Annotated in this window: 16 protein-coding genes; 6 read left to right on the plus strand and 10 right to left on the minus strand. The window is 65.7% G+C overall.

Annotation, left to right across the window (positions count from 1 at the left end; genetic code table 11):
* Positions 1-1,557, plus strand: a 1,557-nt coding sequence (locus RA21_RS22910; RefSeq protein ID WP_052257703.1) for a hypothetical protein, incomplete at its 5' end; no start/stop codon positions are given.
* A 136-nt stretch (positions 1,558-1,693) separates the two neighbouring features.
* Here RA21_RS22910 and RA21_RS17495 read toward each other — a convergent pair.
* The 5 genes from RA21_RS17495 to nthA form a co-directional block, all read right to left on the minus strand.
* Complete coding sequence (locus RA21_RS17495; RefSeq protein WP_019296880.1) at positions 1,694-1,942, minus strand: DUF2842 domain-containing protein; 249 nt, start codon at positions 1,940-1,942, stop codon at positions 1,694-1,696.
* Positions 1,942-3,255: an adenylosuccinate synthase gene (locus tag RA21_RS17500; RefSeq protein ID WP_039151297.1), complete on the minus strand. Its 1,314-nt coding sequence runs from the start codon at positions 3,253-3,255 to the stop codon at positions 1,942-1,944. The genes RA21_RS17495 and RA21_RS17500 overlap by 1 nt, the downstream gene beginning before the upstream one ends.
* Positions 3,256-3,920: 665 nt before the next feature.
* Positions 3,921-4,253, minus strand: coding sequence for a nitrile hydratase accessory protein (locus RA21_RS17505; protein ID WP_039151300.1), 333 nt, complete (start codon positions 4,251-4,253; stop codon positions 3,921-3,923).
* Positions 4,250-4,927 carry a nitrile hydratase subunit beta gene (gene nthB, locus RA21_RS17510; protein WP_039151302.1) on the minus strand — a complete coding sequence of 226 codons (678 nt, stop codon included), beginning with the start codon at positions 4,925-4,927 and terminating at the stop codon, positions 4,250-4,252. Before nthB ends, RA21_RS17505 begins: the two co-directional genes overlap by 4 nt.
* Positions 4,924-5,550 carry a nitrile hydratase subunit alpha gene (nthA, locus tag RA21_RS17515; protein WP_039151304.1) on the minus strand — a complete coding sequence of 209 codons (627 nt, stop codon included), beginning with the start codon at positions 5,548-5,550 and terminating at the stop codon, positions 4,924-4,926. Before nthA ends, nthB begins: the two co-directional genes overlap by 4 nt.
* A 375-nt stretch (positions 5,551-5,925) precedes the next feature.
* Here nthA and secG point away from each other — a divergent pair, with 375 nt between their 5' ends.
* A complete protein-coding gene (secG, locus tag RA21_RS17520; protein ID WP_039151307.1) occupies positions 5,926-6,294 on the plus strand; it encodes a preprotein translocase subunit SecG in 369 nt (122 codons plus the stop codon).
* A 172-nt stretch (positions 6,295-6,466) separates the two neighbouring features.
* Positions 6,467-8,110 (plus strand): CTP synthase, encoded by a 1,644-nt coding sequence (locus RA21_RS17525; protein ID WP_039151310.1) that lies wholly within the window; start codon positions 6,467-6,469, stop codon positions 8,108-8,110.
* Positions 8,111-8,266: 156 nt separating this feature from the next.
* Here the strand turns inward: RA21_RS17525 and RA21_RS17530 are convergent, their stop codons facing one another.
* Positions 8,267-8,647 carry a DUF983 domain-containing protein gene (locus RA21_RS17530; RefSeq protein WP_019296139.1) on the minus strand — a complete coding sequence of 127 codons (381 nt, stop codon included), beginning with the start codon at positions 8,645-8,647 and terminating at the stop codon, positions 8,267-8,269.
* 145 nt (positions 8,648-8,792) lie between these two features.
* On the opposite strand from RA21_RS17530, the gene RA21_RS17535 reads away from it, so the two are divergent.
* The 3 genes from RA21_RS17535 to RA21_RS17545 all read left to right on the plus strand — a co-directional run bounded on the left by RA21_RS17535 (position 8,793) and on the right by RA21_RS17545 (position 11,520).
* On the plus strand, positions 8,793-10,163 hold the full coding sequence (locus RA21_RS17535; protein WP_039151313.1) for an aminotransferase-like domain-containing protein: 1,371 nt from the start codon (positions 8,793-8,795) through the stop codon (positions 10,161-10,163).
* Between the two features lie 41 nt (positions 10,164-10,204).
* Entirely contained in the window at positions 10,205-10,537 is a 333-nt protein-coding gene (locus RA21_RS17540) for a DnaJ family domain-containing protein (protein ID WP_039151316.1), read from the plus strand.
* An 80-nt stretch (positions 10,538-10,617) separates the two neighbouring features.
* Positions 10,618-11,520, plus strand: a complete 903-nt coding sequence (locus RA21_RS17545; protein ID WP_039151318.1) for a fructose bisphosphate aldolase — start codon at positions 10,618-10,620, stop codon at positions 11,518-11,520.
* An 82-nt stretch (positions 11,521-11,602) separates the two neighbouring features.
* Here RA21_RS17545 and RA21_RS17550 read toward each other — a convergent pair whose 3' ends face one another.
* The 4 genes from RA21_RS17550 to RA21_RS17565 form a co-directional block, all read right to left on the minus strand.
* On the minus strand, positions 11,603-11,821 hold the full coding sequence (locus tag RA21_RS17550; RefSeq protein ID WP_019296135.1) for a hypothetical protein: 219 nt from the start codon (positions 11,819-11,821) through the stop codon (positions 11,603-11,605).
* A 56-nt stretch (positions 11,822-11,877) separates the two neighbouring features.
* The gene (locus RA21_RS17555) at positions 11,878-12,075 is read right to left on the minus strand and encodes a hypothetical protein (protein WP_019296134.1); all 198 of its coding nucleotides are present in this window, start codon (positions 12,073-12,075) and stop codon (positions 11,878-11,880) included.
* Between the two features lie 424 nt (positions 12,076-12,499).
* Entirely contained in the window at positions 12,500-13,285 is a 786-nt protein-coding gene (locus RA21_RS17560; RefSeq protein ID WP_039151320.1) for a crotonase/enoyl-CoA hydratase family protein, read from the minus strand.
* 73 nt (positions 13,286-13,358) lie between these two features.
* Complete coding sequence (locus tag RA21_RS17565) at positions 13,359-14,423, minus strand: SMP-30/gluconolactonase/LRE family protein (RefSeq protein WP_039151323.1); 1,065 nt, start codon at positions 14,421-14,423, stop codon at positions 13,359-13,361.
* Positions 14,424-14,480 lie beyond the last annotated feature (57 nt).

A 14,480-nucleotide genomic window follows, 5' to 3' on the forward strand; every position in this document is an offset into this window, starting at 1 on the left:
GCCGAAGCCGAAGCCGAAGAAGCCATCGCCGCTGTGCTCGGCACCGCAAGCGAAGAAGAGCCTGCCCCCGCCGTCGAACTGCTGGAAGTGACCGAAGCCGAGGCAGATTTCACCGAAGCGGCAGTAGAGGCGGAAGAGCCGCAGGCAGAGGCCGAAGAGGTCGAGACTGCGGCCCCGGCAGCCGCCTCCGCCGCCGACAGCATCGCCGCCAAGCTGCAACGCATCCGCGCCGTGGTCGCCCAGACCCCCGAAGAGGATTTCAGCGAAGACGAGCACGCCGATGACGTGCTGGATGGCGCCGCTGAGGACATCTCCGCGGCCCTGCTGGAAGATGACGGCGCACCGGATTTCGATGACGAGGCCGACGACGAGATCGCCCGCGCCCTGGACCGCCTGGACCTGAACAGCGCCGCTGCCGAAGCAGCCCAAGCAGAAGACGCGGACACCGAGGAAGCCTCCGCAGGCGATGACAGCGGCGAAGACGAAGCCGAAGCCGAAGACGGTCTCTTCGCAGGCCTTGATGAGGACAGCGCAGAGGACAGCTCCAGCCAGCCGGCCGGGGAAGAAGAAGCCCCGGCACCGAAACCGGCCCGCGTCCGCATCACCAAGATCAAGCGCGCGGTCCTCGACCAGGCCGTTGCCTCCGGCCAGCTGCAAGAGACAGAAGACACCCCGGCTCCGGCAGACGCAGAGCCCGAACAGCCCATCCTCTCCGACGAGGACGAGGCCGACCTGATGCGGGAACTGGCCGAGGTGGAGGCTGAGATCCTGGCCGCGTCCGAACAGCCTGCTGCCGAAGACTCCGCTGAAGCTTCCCTTGAGGATGATGCCGATGCGGCAGAGGCGGCGGATCCGGTGGCTGCGCCCGGCCTGGCCGACAGCGACGTCTCCCGGCTGATGGCCGCCGCCGACGAAAAGCTGGAAGACCCGGAAACCGCCTCCTCGCTTGAGGCCTACAGCCAGCTGCGCGGCGCCGTCGCCGCCACCAAGGCTGACGGCCCGGACGCCGGCAGCGCCAGCGACGAGGCCAAGCCTTACCGCGACGACCTCGCCAGCGTGGTGCGCCCGCGCCGCCCCGAAGCCCGGCCCGAAGCCCGCCAGGGCGTCTCGGCGCGTCCGGCCAGCCCGGCCGCGCGCCCGGCGCCGCTGAAACTGGTGGCCGAGCAGCGCATCGACGAAGGTGCAGCCGCGGCCCCTGCCGCTGCGGCCCCCCAGCCGGTGCGCCCGCGCCGGGTGTCAGCCGCGGTTCTGGGCAATGACGCAGAGGCAGGCGGCAGCGGTTTTGCCGCCTATGCCGAAGAACGCGGCGCGGCTGAGCTGCATGAACTGCTGGAGGCCGCCGCCGCCTACATGAGCTTTGTCGAAGGCCGCGACCACTTCTCGCGCCCGCAACTGATGAACAAGGTGCGCAGCGCCGGCAGCAGCGACTTCAACCGCGAGGACGGGCTGCGCTCCTTCGGCCAGCTCCTGCGCGACGGCAAGATCGAACGCTCCGGCAACGGCCAGTTCACCGCCTCCGGCGACATCGGCTTCAAACCCAAGCGCGCCGCGGGCTGATCCCCGGACAGCAGAAACAGAAAAGGCGGCCCCGCGGGCCGCCTTTTTCAGTTTCAGACCAAGGGCCTGTTTCTTCTTTGCAGAAATACTCCGGGGTGAATTGACCTTCAGGTCAAGAGGGGCAGCGCCCCTCCCCTTATTTCTCCGGGTCAGTCTTCCCGGCGTCCGGGTCTTCCTTGCCGACGCCGCGGAACACGAACTTGAACGGCAGCACCCAGACGATGCCCAGCGCCACATAGACGATCAGCTCCAGCCACAGGGGCGGCCGGTCGAGCCAGTTCATCACCGTGACTGCGGCCACGATGTAAACCGGCATCCCCACCAGCAGGATGACCAGGGCCCAGCGCCGCCGGGCCTTGTAGCTCAGGCCTTGCTTGTCAGCCATCAGTCGGCAAACGGGTCGGTGACCAGGATGGTGTCGTCCCGCTCCGGGCTGGTGGACAAGAGTGCGACCGGGCACTCGATCAGCTCTTCCACGCGCTTCACGTATTTGATCGCGTTGGCGGGCAGATCGTTCCAGCTGCGCGCGCCCTCGGTGGACTCGCTCCAGCCCGGCATTTCCTCATAGATGGGTGTGCAGCGGGCCTGCTGGTCAGCCGCGGTCGGCAGGTAATCCAGATGCTCGCCGTCCAGCTCATAGCCGGTGCAGATCTTCAGGGTCTCGAACCCGTCCAGCACGTCCAGCTTAGTCAGCGAAATGCCGTTGATGCCGGAGGTGGCGCAGGTCTGGCGCACCAGGCAGGCATCAAACCAGCCGCAGCGGCGCTGGCGGCCGGTGGTGGTGCCGAACTCATGGCCGCGGGTGCCCAGGCGCTCGCCATCGGCGTCCGGCTTGCCTTCCGCGTTCAGCAGCTCGGTCGGGAACGGGCCTTCGCCGACACGGGTGGTATAGGCCTTGACGATGCCCAGCACGTAATCGATCGAACCCGGGCCGATGCCGACACCGGTCGCCGCCTGTCCTGCAATCACGTTCGAGGAGGTCACAAACGGGTAAGTGCCGAAATCAATGTCCAGCAGTGCGCCCTGCGCGCCTTCAAACAGGATCCGCTTGCCGGATTTGCGCTTCTCGTTCAGCACCTTCCAGACCGGTGCCGCAAACGGCAGGATCTGCGGTGCAATCTCTTTCAGCTGGGCGATCAGCGCGTCGCGGTCGACCGGGTCAACGCCCAGGCCCTTGCGCAGCGGATCATGGTGCTGCAGCGCGCGGTCAACGCGGGCAATCAGGGTCGCCTCGTCGGCCAGGTCGGCAACGCGGATCGCACGGCGGCCCACCTTGTCCTCATAGGCCGGGCCGATGCCGCGGCCGGTGGTGCCGATCTTGGTGCCCTTGGAGGCCGCCTCTTCGCGCGCCCGGTCCAGTTCGCCGTGCAGCGGCAGGATCAGCGGCGTGTTCTCGGCGATCATCAGGGTCTCCGGGGTGATTTCCACGCCCTGCTCCTGAACCGTCGCGATTTCCTTCATCAGGTGCCAGGGGTCCAGCACCACGCCATTGCCGATAACCGACAGCTTGCCGCCGCGCACCACGCCCGAGGGCAGCGCGTGCAGCTTGTAGACCTTGCCGTCAATGACCAGCGTGTGGCCGGCGTTATGGCCGCCCTGGAAGCGGGCGATCACGTCAGCGCGCTCGCTCAGCCAGTCCACGATCTTGCCTTTCCCTTCGTCGCCCCACTGGGCGCCGACTACGACGACATTGGCCATATCCGGTCCTTTACAGTCTGGTTCAAACCCACGCTCATATAGCGATGCTGCGCAGGCAGTGGAACCGCAAATTCGCCGCAGTTGGCGCTAATTCATGGGGCACAGCACCTTCCCCGCCCGGAATCAAGCCGCAGGCGCCGGGCCAGCGCCTGCCCGCCCGCACGGGCTGGCGCTTTCGCAGGTGCAGTACTCCATTGCAAACTCGTACGGGCGCAGCAGGAATAAACTGCCATACACAGCCGTTGCAGCGCCACCCCGCAGGCAGGCGCCCGCCCTCAGCGTCACGAAAAAATCGCGGCAAACAGCGGGGTGTTGCATACCCAGCGTACGGTGCCTTCACGCGATCCTCATTTCCCTATGCCACACTGCAATCAGATCGCGATCCCCCAGCCATGGTTCCCGCGCGCGGGGCCATGATACGAGGCCCAGGCATCTGTGCGGCTGAATGGGCAACACCCGGAGACCGGCCCTGATAAAAAGGGGGTCGTCCAGGATATCCTGTCCGAGCAGGCCCCCGGCGGGGTCTGTCCACCTCCACCCCGGCGGCGCCGCCCCCTTAACCGGGACACAGCGCAACACCCGAACGGAACGAACGAAACAACAGTACCGGCAAGAAGAAACCGCCCCGGCCCGCAAGCGGCCCCGGCGGCCAAAGCTGCGCGCCTTCAGCCCTGCAGCCGTACCGGCGCGCCATGCGGCGTGCTCAGATATGCCTCCTCCCAGCGGCTGCGCATCACTTCGGCCTCGGCACGCGAGGCCGCGCCGTCCTCGGCCAGAAACACCTCCAGCGTTTCCAGCCAGGCGCGGAAGTAATCCTCGCCGCCATCCAATTCACGGCTCAACCCATGGCGCTTGAGCGTCGCGGAAAACCGCTCCACCCAGTCGCCCCAGCTGAACCGCCCGGCCTCATTCAGATGCACCGTCAGCGCAAAGACCTGCGCATGCCAGGGTTCGGCAAAGACAGGCTCCGGTGCTGCAACCTCAGGACAGGTACTCATAGCGGCTCCAGATAGCTCTGCCACAGATCCAGCACCACTTCGTCCTCGGGGTGTTCTGCATGCGCCCACAAGGAACTGGCATGAAAGCGCACCGCATAGAGCGGCTCCGGCGCCTCTCCCAGCCCATGGGCGCTGCTGTCGGGCAAGACATGGGTGCCATGCAGCCGCAGGATATAGCCCTGCACCCCGGCAGCGTATTGCGGCAGCCGGGTGTGGCCGCCATCGACCAGCGCGTTATCCGCAGGGATTCGCGCCCGTACCGCCTGGCCGGGGGTGAACAGCGGCGCCGGCCCGCCCTCCCGGTCCGCAGGCCCGCCCTTGGCCAGCGCTGCGGCGACGTTCTCCGCCTTAAGCGCCCGCTCCGCCAGCGCGTGCAGCCCGGCAGCCCCCTTGCCCTGCAGGTCGTCCCGCGTCAGCACACCCTTCTCGACCAGGAGGTCCGCCAACGCCGAAATCCATTTCTCGTAATAGGAAAAGCGCGTGTAATCCTTGGGCGACAGCCGCTCGCGGGCATGACGCGAGGTGTCGATGTTCCACTGCCCCAGCGCGCCGCAGGCCAGCGTCACCGCCAGCGCACGGGCATGCCAGTCCTCGGCAAAGACCGGTGCGCCTTCGGCCTCAGGCTTAACCGGCCCATCACCGAATCGCCCGCCCATGTCATGCACCCGGGTCATGACGGCAACTCCCCCGGCATTTTTGCCAATCCAGTGCCGATCATGCTGTCACGGGTGACCAGCGCAGCCAATTCGTCCTCGCTCAGCCCCTCAGTGCCGCCGGGCCGCATCGGCAGCACCAGATAGCGGACCTCTGCCGTCGAATCCCAGACCCGCACCGCGGCCTCCGGTGGCAGCGTCACCCCGAACTCCGCCAGCACCTTGCGCGGCTCGCGCACCGCGCGGGCGCGGTAGGCATCGGATTTATACCAGCCCGGCGGAATGCCCAGCAGCGGCCACGGGTAGCAGCTGCATAAGGTACACACGACCATATTGTGCTGTTGGGGCGTATTCTCCACCACCACCATATGCTCACCCTGGCGGCCGTAATATCCCAGCTCCGCCAGCACCGGATCGGCATCCGCCAGCAGCGCCGCCTTGAACTCCGGCTCACTCCAGGCACGGGCCACCACCCTGGCACCGTTCTGCGGGCCGATCCTGTTCTGATAGGTGTCGATGATCTCCTCCAGCGCGGCGGGGTCGATCAGGCCCTTTTCGGTGAGAATCGTCTCCAGCGCCTTCACCCGCAGGGCAGGATCAGGCGGCAAAAGGGCGTGCGGGTGGTCGGAATGGTCATGAGGCATACCCCATGCTGCGCCCGCGCGGGGGCTGCTGTCCAGTCACGTTTCCTGATGCAAACAATCACGTTGCGTGACGTCGCATTCCATCCGGGACAACAGGTTCGCGCCCGGCACCGGGGGTGGGCGCAGTGCTGCATGGCGGAACGTCCGGACACCCAGCAAGCCTCGCATCTCTCTGAAACGGTACAGTATTTCGCGCCCGCCCTGGGGGGCGGGGCCGGGCGCGAACCGGATCGCAAAGCGATCCGGAGTTTCAAAGCTCCATGCAAGCAACTGCTCCGGCCGCAAACTCTCCGAAACCGGCAAACTCCGCCCTTGCCCCCCCGGGCAATCTTGCCTATTTACCGCCCGGTACTTAGCCAACCGCCGCAGGGACCCATGGAAAACGTTGTTCTGATCATCCATCTTCTTCTGGCTCTCGGCCTGATCGCCGTGGTTCTGCTGCAGCGCTCCGAAGGCGGCGGCCTTGGCATGGGCGGCGGCGGCGGCGGCGCGATCTCCGGCCGCGCGGCGGCAACCGCGCTCAGCAAGGTGACCTGGCTGCTGGCAATTGCCTTCATCTGCACCTCGATCACCCTGACCATCATGGCCGCGCAGAAATCCGCGGGCTCCTCTGTTGCCGACCGCATCGGCGTGCCGCAGAGCGAAACAGGCGAGGCACCCGAAGCCCCGGCGGCACCGCTGGGCAGCGATCTTCTGCCGCCTTCCGAGGGCGACAACGCTCCGCTGGTTCCCAGCGCAGACTGATCCACTACACCTTGAGAGGGTTTTAGGAACCGCAACAGCATCTTGCGGTTCCCTTGCGCATTTCGTGCGAATCCTTTATATATGAAGTCCCGTGATGCAGCGGTTTTTGGACTGATTCCAATCACCGCCGGGCAGCTGAAATCTGACTTCTCACGGGGGCAGCCGAACACATATGGCGCGTTTTATCTTCATCACCGGCGGTGTTGTTTCATCCCTGGGCAAAGGCCTGGCTTCGGCGGCACTTGGCGCCCTTCTGCAGGCGCGGGGCTACTCGGTCCGCCTGCGCAAGCTGGATCCCTATCTGAACGTCGATCCGGGCACCATGAGCCCGTTTGAGCACGGCGAGGTGTTCGTGACCGATGACGGCGCCGAGACCGACCTGGACCTCGGCCATTACGAACGCTTCACCGGGGTTCCGGCGCGCAAGACCGACTCGATCTCGTCGGGCCGCATCTACACCAACGTGCTGGAGAAGGAGCGCCGCGGCGACTACCTCGGCAAAACCATCCAGGTCATTCCGCACGTCACCAACGAAATCAAGGACTTCATCTCCATCGGCGAGGATGAGGTCGACTTCATGCTCTGCGAGATCGGCGGCACCGTCGGCGACATCGAGGGCCTGCCCTTCTTCGAGGCGATCCGCCAGTTCGCCCAGGACAAGCCGCGCGGCGAATGCATCTTCATGCACCTGACCCTGCTGCCCTATATCAAGGCCTCCGGCGAGCTGAAGACCAAGCCGACCCAGCACTCGGTGAAGGAGCTGCGTTCCATCGGCCTGGCGCCCGACATTCTGGTTTGCCGCTCCGAGGGCCCGATTCCGGTCAAGGAACGCGAGAAGCTGGCGCTGTTCTGCAACGTGCGCGCTGACTCTGTGATTGCCGCACAGGACCTGAAATCCATCTACGAGGCACCGCTGGCCTATCACCGCGAGGGGCTGGACCAGGCGGTGCTCGATGCCTTCGGCATCGCCCCTGCCCCGAAACCGAACCTGGAGCGCTGGGAAGATGTGGCCGACCGCATCTACAACCCCGAGGGCGAAGTGAAGGTAGCCATTGTCGGCAAATACACCCAGCTGGAAGACGCCTATAAATCCATCGCCGAGGCGCTGACCCACGGCGGCATGTCGAACCGGGTCAAGGTCTCGATCGAATGGGTCGATGCGGAGCTCTTTGACAAGGAAGACGCCGCTCCCTACCTGCAGGGCTACCACGCGATCCTGGTGCCAGGCGGCTTTGGCGAGCGCGGCACCGAGGGCAAGATCAAGGCAGCGCAGTATGCACGCGAGAACAAGGTGCCTTACCTGGGTATCTGCCTCGGCATGCAGATGGCGGTGATCGAGGCCGCGCGCAACGTGGCGGGCATTTCCGAGGCGGGCTCCGAGGAGTTCGACCACGAGGCCGGCAAGAAGCGCTTTGAGCCGGTTGTCTACCACCTGAAGGAATGGGTGCAGGGCAACATGACCGTCGAGCGTAAAGTCGGCGACGACAAGGGCGGCACCATGCGCCTTGGCGCCTATGACGCGGCGCTGGAGGAAGGCTCCAAAGTGGCGGAAGTTTATGGCAGCACCCATATCGAGGAGCGCCACCGCCACCGCTATGAGGTCGACACCAAGTATCAGGAACAGCTGGAAAAATGCGGCCTCAGCTTCTCCGGCATGTCGCCGGACGGCCGCCTGCCGGAGATCGTGGAGTGGAAAGACCACCCGTGGTTTATCGGCGTGCAGTTCCACCCGGAGCTGAAATCCAAACCCTTTGCGCCGCACCCGCTGTTCGACGATTTCGTCCGCGCGGCCAAGGAAGCCTCGCGGCTGGTGTAATCCCCGGCAGGCGGGGTTCTCCCGCCCGCTGCTTTGCTCATGACACATGAGCAGCACCCGTTGGGCCCGGCGCCGCCAAGGCGGCGCAGGGAAAATACAAGAAAAGGCGGGCCGCTGGCCCGCCTTTTGCATTTTAGTTGAATGGTTTTGCCCGGCTCAGAATCCGTGCATCCGCTTGGCCCACTGATAGGCCACCACCAGCCCCTTCATCCGCGGCAGCAGGTACAGCGAGGCCCCCACCGTGATCACCGACATGATGATCGCCAGCGTCCAGGGGTCCGGGCGCAGCTGGGTGTAGACGATGTGCAGCGCAAAGCCGAGGATGTGGCCCACCACCAGGATGGTCAGATAGGCCGGCCCGTCGTCGGCGCGCTGGTGATGCAGCTCCTGGCCGCATTCGGTGCAGCTGTCGTTCACCTTGAGATAGCTGTGCAGCAGCTTGCCGCCGCCGCAGTTCGGGCAGCGCAGCCGCAGCCCCTTCAGCAAAGCTGGTTTCAGCTCCCGCTGGTTCTCTTCCAGAACGTCCGCTTGGGTCATCGCGCGTCTCCTTGGGTTCCGCCGCCTGATAACGTGATTCCCGGATTGAATGCAATCAATATGCAAACATTGATATTGCATTTATTGCCGCACTCCTGCATTGAACCAATCAATCACGAAACAAAGCCTTCGCGGAGACCCGGCGATGAAACAATGGACCCCTGCCCGTCTGGACGGCGCCCGGCCCCGCTATATCGAGCTGGCCGAGGCGATCGGCGCCGACATCGACGCCGGCGTGCTGGCGCCCGGCGACCGGCTGCCGCCGCAGCGGCGGGTGGCGCAGGAGCTGGGGGTGGATTTCTCCACCGTGTCGCGGGGCTATGCCGAGGCGGTGCGGCGCGGCTACATCGAGAGCTTTGTCGGCCGCGGCACCTTTGTGCGCAGCCGGGAGGCGCTGCCGGAACGCCCCGACCCGCGCCGGGCGCTGGAAGAAGACCCGATGATGAACATGCCGCCGGAACCGGATGACCCAGGCTTGCTGGCGCGGATGCAAAAGGGGCTGGAGCATGTCTCGGCCAACCTGCAGCCGCTGTTGCGCTACCAGTCGGTGACCGGCAGCCCGCAGGACCGGGCGCTGGCGGCAGAGTGGATGCAGGCCAACGGCTTGCCCTGCGCGCCGGACCGGCTGGTGATCACGCCGGGGGCGCACGCCAGCCTCTATGCGATCCTGACGGTGCTGTGCGAGCCGGGGTCCACCGTGCTGTGCGAGGAGGTGACCTATCCCGGGCTGCGCTCCATCGCGGCGCGGCTGGGGATCCGGCTGATCGGACTGCCGGGGGACAAGGACGGCATTCAGCCGGACGCGCTGGAAAAGGCCATCACCAGCGACTGGCCCGCGGCGCTGTATCTGAACCCGACGCTGCAGAACCCCTCCACTCGGACCATCACCGCCAAACGGCGGCGGGAGATTGCCGCAGTGCTGCAAAAGCATGACCTGCCGCTGATCGAAGATGATGCCTATTGCTTTGTCGATAATGGCGCGCCGGCCCCCATCAGCAGCCTGATCCCCGATCTGGGCTGGCATATTGCGGGGCTTTCCAAATGCTTCGGCGCCGGGCTGCGGCTGGCCTATACTTTGGTGCCGAAACGCGCCGTTCTGGGGCAGTTCAGCCAGGCGCTCCGGTCGATGCATGTGATGGTGTCGCCCCTCAATCTGGCGCTGCTGGGGCGCTGGATCGAGGACGGAACCGCGGCGGAGATCCAGCGTTTCATCCGCAAGGCTGCGGCAGAGCGGCAGGCGCTGGCAACGGAGGTGCTGCAGGCCTGTTTCATCGACAGCGATCCGCTGGCCTTTAACCTGTGGCTGACCTTGCCGCGGGGCACCAGCCGGGCCGAGGTGATGGGCCGCATGGCGGGCCGCCAGATCGGCATCATGCCGAGCGATGCCTTCACCGTCTCCGGCCTGCCGCAGGAGGCGGTTCGGGTGTGCCTGGGCGGGCCGGTCACACTGGCGGACCTGCGCGAGGACCTGCTGGCGCTGAACGATGCCGTCACCCGCAAGGACTGGCTGGGCTGAGCCGCGACTGATATGCTGCTGCCGCAAAGAAAGGAGCCCGCATGATCCGCGCCTTCCGCAACCTGATTGAGCGCCAGCTGACCAAGGCGCAGGCCGAGGGCCAGCTGCAGGGGCTGGAGGGCGAAGGCAAGCCCCTGCCCGACCGCAGCAGCGAGGCGCACGTGGACGCTGGCCTGGCGGCGGGTATGCGGATCATGGCGCAGGCGGGCGTGGTGCCGGAGGAGTTCGGGCTGAAGCAGCAGCTGGCTGAGGCACGCCGCGAATACGCCGGATTGACGGATCCGGAAGAGCGCAAGGCGGCGATGGCGCGGATCTCCGATCTGGAGATGCGCTACAACATGGCGCGGGATGCGCGGAAATCCTTCTTCCGTTAGCGCAACACCCCGTTGTTTCCCGCCGGATTCGCGGTATAGACAGCGCCAAGACCGACCATTCCAAAGAAGAGTGACGCATTATGGCCAATGACGCTTCCACACGGCAGGAACAACTCGACCGTATCGCAACCGGCAAGGGCTTTATTGCCGCGCTGGACCAGTCCGGCGGCTCGACCCCGAAGGCGCTGGCGCTTTACGGCGTGAACGAGGACGCCTATTCGAACGACGACGAGATGTTCGCCGAGATCCACAAGATGCGCACCCGCATCATCACCTCGCCGAGCTTCGGCAAGGAGCGCATCCTGGGCGCGATCCTGTTCGAGAAGACCATGGACGGCGAGATTAACGGCAAGCCGACCGCGGACTTCCTGTGGGGCAACTGCGGCGTGGTGCCGTTCCTGAAAGTGGACAAGGGCCTGGCCGATGAGGCCAACGGCGTGCAGATGATGAAGCCGATGCCGGAGCTGGACGCGCTGCTGGCGCGGGCGGGCGCCAAGGGCATCTTTGGCACCAAGATGCGCTCTGTCGTCAAGGAAGCCAATGCCGAAGGCATCAAGGCGGTTGTCGCCCAGCAGTTCGAAGTGGGCCAGCAGATCGCGGCCGCGGGCCTGGTTCCGATCATCGAACCGGAAGTGGACATCAACTCTGCCACCAAAGCCGAGGCCGAAGAGATCTTGAAGGCGGAGATCAAGGCGCAGCTGGACGCCCTGCCCGCGGACAGCAAAGTGGCGCTGAAGCTGACCATCCCGTCCAAGGCGGGCCTCTATGATGATCTGGCCGATCACGCCAATGTGGTGCGGGTTGTGGCGCTGTCGGGCGGCTACACCACCGACGACGCCTGCGCGCGCCTGTCGCAGAACACCAAGATGATCGCCTCCTTCAGCCGCGCGCTGACCGAGGGGCTGAACGTTTCGATGTCCGACGCGGAATACGATGCGGCGCTGGGTGCCAACATTGGCAAGATCTACGACGCCTCGCTGTAAGAGCTGTCAGAGCTGACATTGAGAAGGCCGCGCCTGCACCCGGGCGCGGCCTCTTCTGTTGGGCTTATTGTGCTGGGCCGTGTCAGTAGCCGTTGTTGCGCCCGGCGCAGCAGACCGCCAGCACCAGCCCCGCACCGCTGAGAAAAGGCAGCCAGAAGAAGCGCAGCGCGGTGAGGGTGAACCATCCCGGCTGGTCCTCCGGCGCCTGGCCCGCACCGCCGAGCCAGGCCCAGAAGATCAGCGCCGAGGCCGAGATCAGCACGCCGGACAGCGCCAGCAGCCAGCGCGCCGACCTAGGCATCCTCCCCTCGCTTGCGGCAAGCCGTTCCGCCGTGCGGCTGGCGGCAAGCCACCCGCTCACGCCGCTTGGGTCAGCGAGGGGCGCAGCCCCGTATAGCTGACCTTGTTCTCGTTCACTGCCAGGTAGCGCTGCGCCTCCTCGCGGTCTCCGAAGCTCAGCGCTTCGTCGTAGAAATAGGTAATCCGGTCCCCGGTCCGGGACAGCAGGCCGCCGCTTTCAAACAGAATAAACCATTTCTTCTGAACCAGTTGCATCAGCCTCACTCCTTTCTGAAGTCCGGCTGCGGGCCCTGACCGCCGCCGGTTCTATTGCAGTTTCCCAGGGTGCAAGCGGCCACCCGGCACCCCCGCCGGGCTGCCGGTCAGCAGATCTCCAGATGCTGGATTGGCCGTCTTCGCGCCCTGCTGAAGGCAGAATTCGCCCCCAGGTGTTGCCAAAACGTTAACGGGAATTGGCGCTGGTTTTACGCGGCATTTTCCCGCCGGCGGGCGGCGGTTTCCCGCCTGTCCGGACGCGGTTCCGTACAATTTGGCGAAATTCCGCTGTTGCAGAATCCAAAGAGGTTACCGGAGCGTAAACACCTTTTCCCGCGGCAGGCCCGCCCCCCGGCAGCGGCACCGCTTGGCGGGGGCCGGGGTATGGGTATTTGTGACCAGAAAGAAGCCGGGCTGGAGCGGTTCAGCTGAACTCCGGCGGGCGTTTTTGCAGCTGGGCGGCGACCGCCTCGATCTGGTCGGGCTTGCCGATAAGATCCAACTGTTCGGCACTTTCGCGCAGCAGCACTTCGGCCTGGGAGGCACCGGATTCAGCATAGGCAATAAGCCGTTTGGCGGCGCGCACGGCGGAGGGGCTTTTGCCGGCGATTTCCTTGGCCAGTTCATTGGCGCGGCTGAGCGGGCTGCCGGCCAGTTCGGTGACCAGCCCCCAGTCCAGCGCCTGCGGGCCCTCCACCTTTTCCGCCGTCCAGGTGAGGCGGCGCAGCACGTCGGAGCGCAGCAGCCGCGGCAAGAGCGCCATACCGCCCATGTCGGGAATCAGGCCCCATTTCATCTCCATCACCGACAGCTGCGCCTCCGGATGGGCGATGCGGATGTCGGCGCCCAGCGCGATCTGCAGGCCGCCGCCGAAACAGGCGCCGTGGATGGCGGCGATCACTGGCACCGGCACCCGGCGCCAGACCATCGCCACCTCCTGAAAGGCGTTGGCGTCCTCATGGGTGCGCTCCATGATCAGGCTGCTGAGGTCGCGCTGCGCAAAGCTGGCCAGCGCCGCCATGTCGAGGCCTGCGCAGAAGCTCTTGCCCGCACCCGAAAGCACCACCGCGCGGGCGTCCGATTGTGCCACCTCCTGGCCTGCGGCGATGATCAAGTCGATCATCTCCTCATCCAGCGCGTTGTGCTTGTCCGCGCGGGCAAGCGTGACATAGGCGATGTGGTCCTTGTAGCCGGTGGTGACTTTTTTCATGGCTGCTCCCCCTGGTATCCGGTTTGCCTGCAGCCTGCCCCGGAACCGGCGGACATGCCAGCCCTACCTGAGGTCAGGGCTGCAGCGGCATCCGGGCGAACCAGGGGGAATCGAGGGTCATCACATAAAGCTGTCCGTCCATCACCTTGCCGCCGGTGGTGACGCCGAGGCGGCCGTCCGGGTCCTGCAGGCTGCGCAGCACGTTGCCCTGGCCGTCCAGCTGCACCAGCATGCCGCGGTGGATGGGGGCCGGGCGCACCATCGGGCCGAGGCGCCAGATCACTTTGCGCAGGAAGGGGTACGGCATCAGTTTCTCTGACGGCACCCGCGGGCTGGCGAAGGCGAGCCAATAGGTGCCGTCGCCCTGCGCCTCCAGATTGTCGGGGTAGCCGGGGAGGTTATCGAGGAACACCTCCTGCTGGCCTGTGCGGTCCCCCTTGAGCCAGAGGCGGTGGACACGGGCGCGGCCGGTTTCGTTGATCAGGAGGAAGTCTTCGTCAGGTGAGAGGGCGATGCCGTTGGTGTAGACGAAACCTTCGGCGATTTTCTCTGTGGTTCCATCGGGGAGGATGCGGGCCACATAGCCGGTGTTTGACTGCTCCCAGATCGTCAGGATCGAGGTCGGCTTGGTGCCGCCCATTGTTTCGGGGTCGAAGCGGTCCGAGGAGTTGGAGAAATAGATGGTGCCGTCCTGCGCCACGTCGAGCTGGTTAGCATAGATGATCGGGGCGCTGTCGATGCTATCCGCCACAATCTCCAGCGTGCCGGGGCCGGACCAGCGCAGGATGCCGCGGAAGCTGTCGGCGATATAAAGCGCGCCATCGGGGCCTGCCTTGAGCCCTAGCGGGCGGCCGCCGAGTTTGTCCGCCAGCACCGGTTCCGCACCGTCGATGCGGTAGAAGTTGCCGGACAGACTGGTGGTGTAGATGGCGCCGTCCGGGGTTTGGGCGATGTCCTCAGGCCCCAGCTCTCCGTCCGGCAGATGGACCAGCGCGGCTGCGCTGAGGGCGTTGTTTTCGGCGTAATCGCCGGTAAAGCCCGGCGTTGCGGGCGGGTCATAGGCAATGGGATCGACCGGCACCGGCCAGAACAGGAGGTAGCCGAGGGCGGCGGCCAGCAGGGCCAGGGCAATGCGCATGAAAGAATCCCTTTGAAATCCGCGGGCAGACTGCGCCGGGCGGGGCGGTGACGCAAG

This window comes from Leisingera sp. ANG-DT (assembly GCF_000813785.1).
Classification (GTDB): Bacteria; Pseudomonadota; Alphaproteobacteria; order Rhodobacterales; family Rhodobacteraceae; genus Leisingera.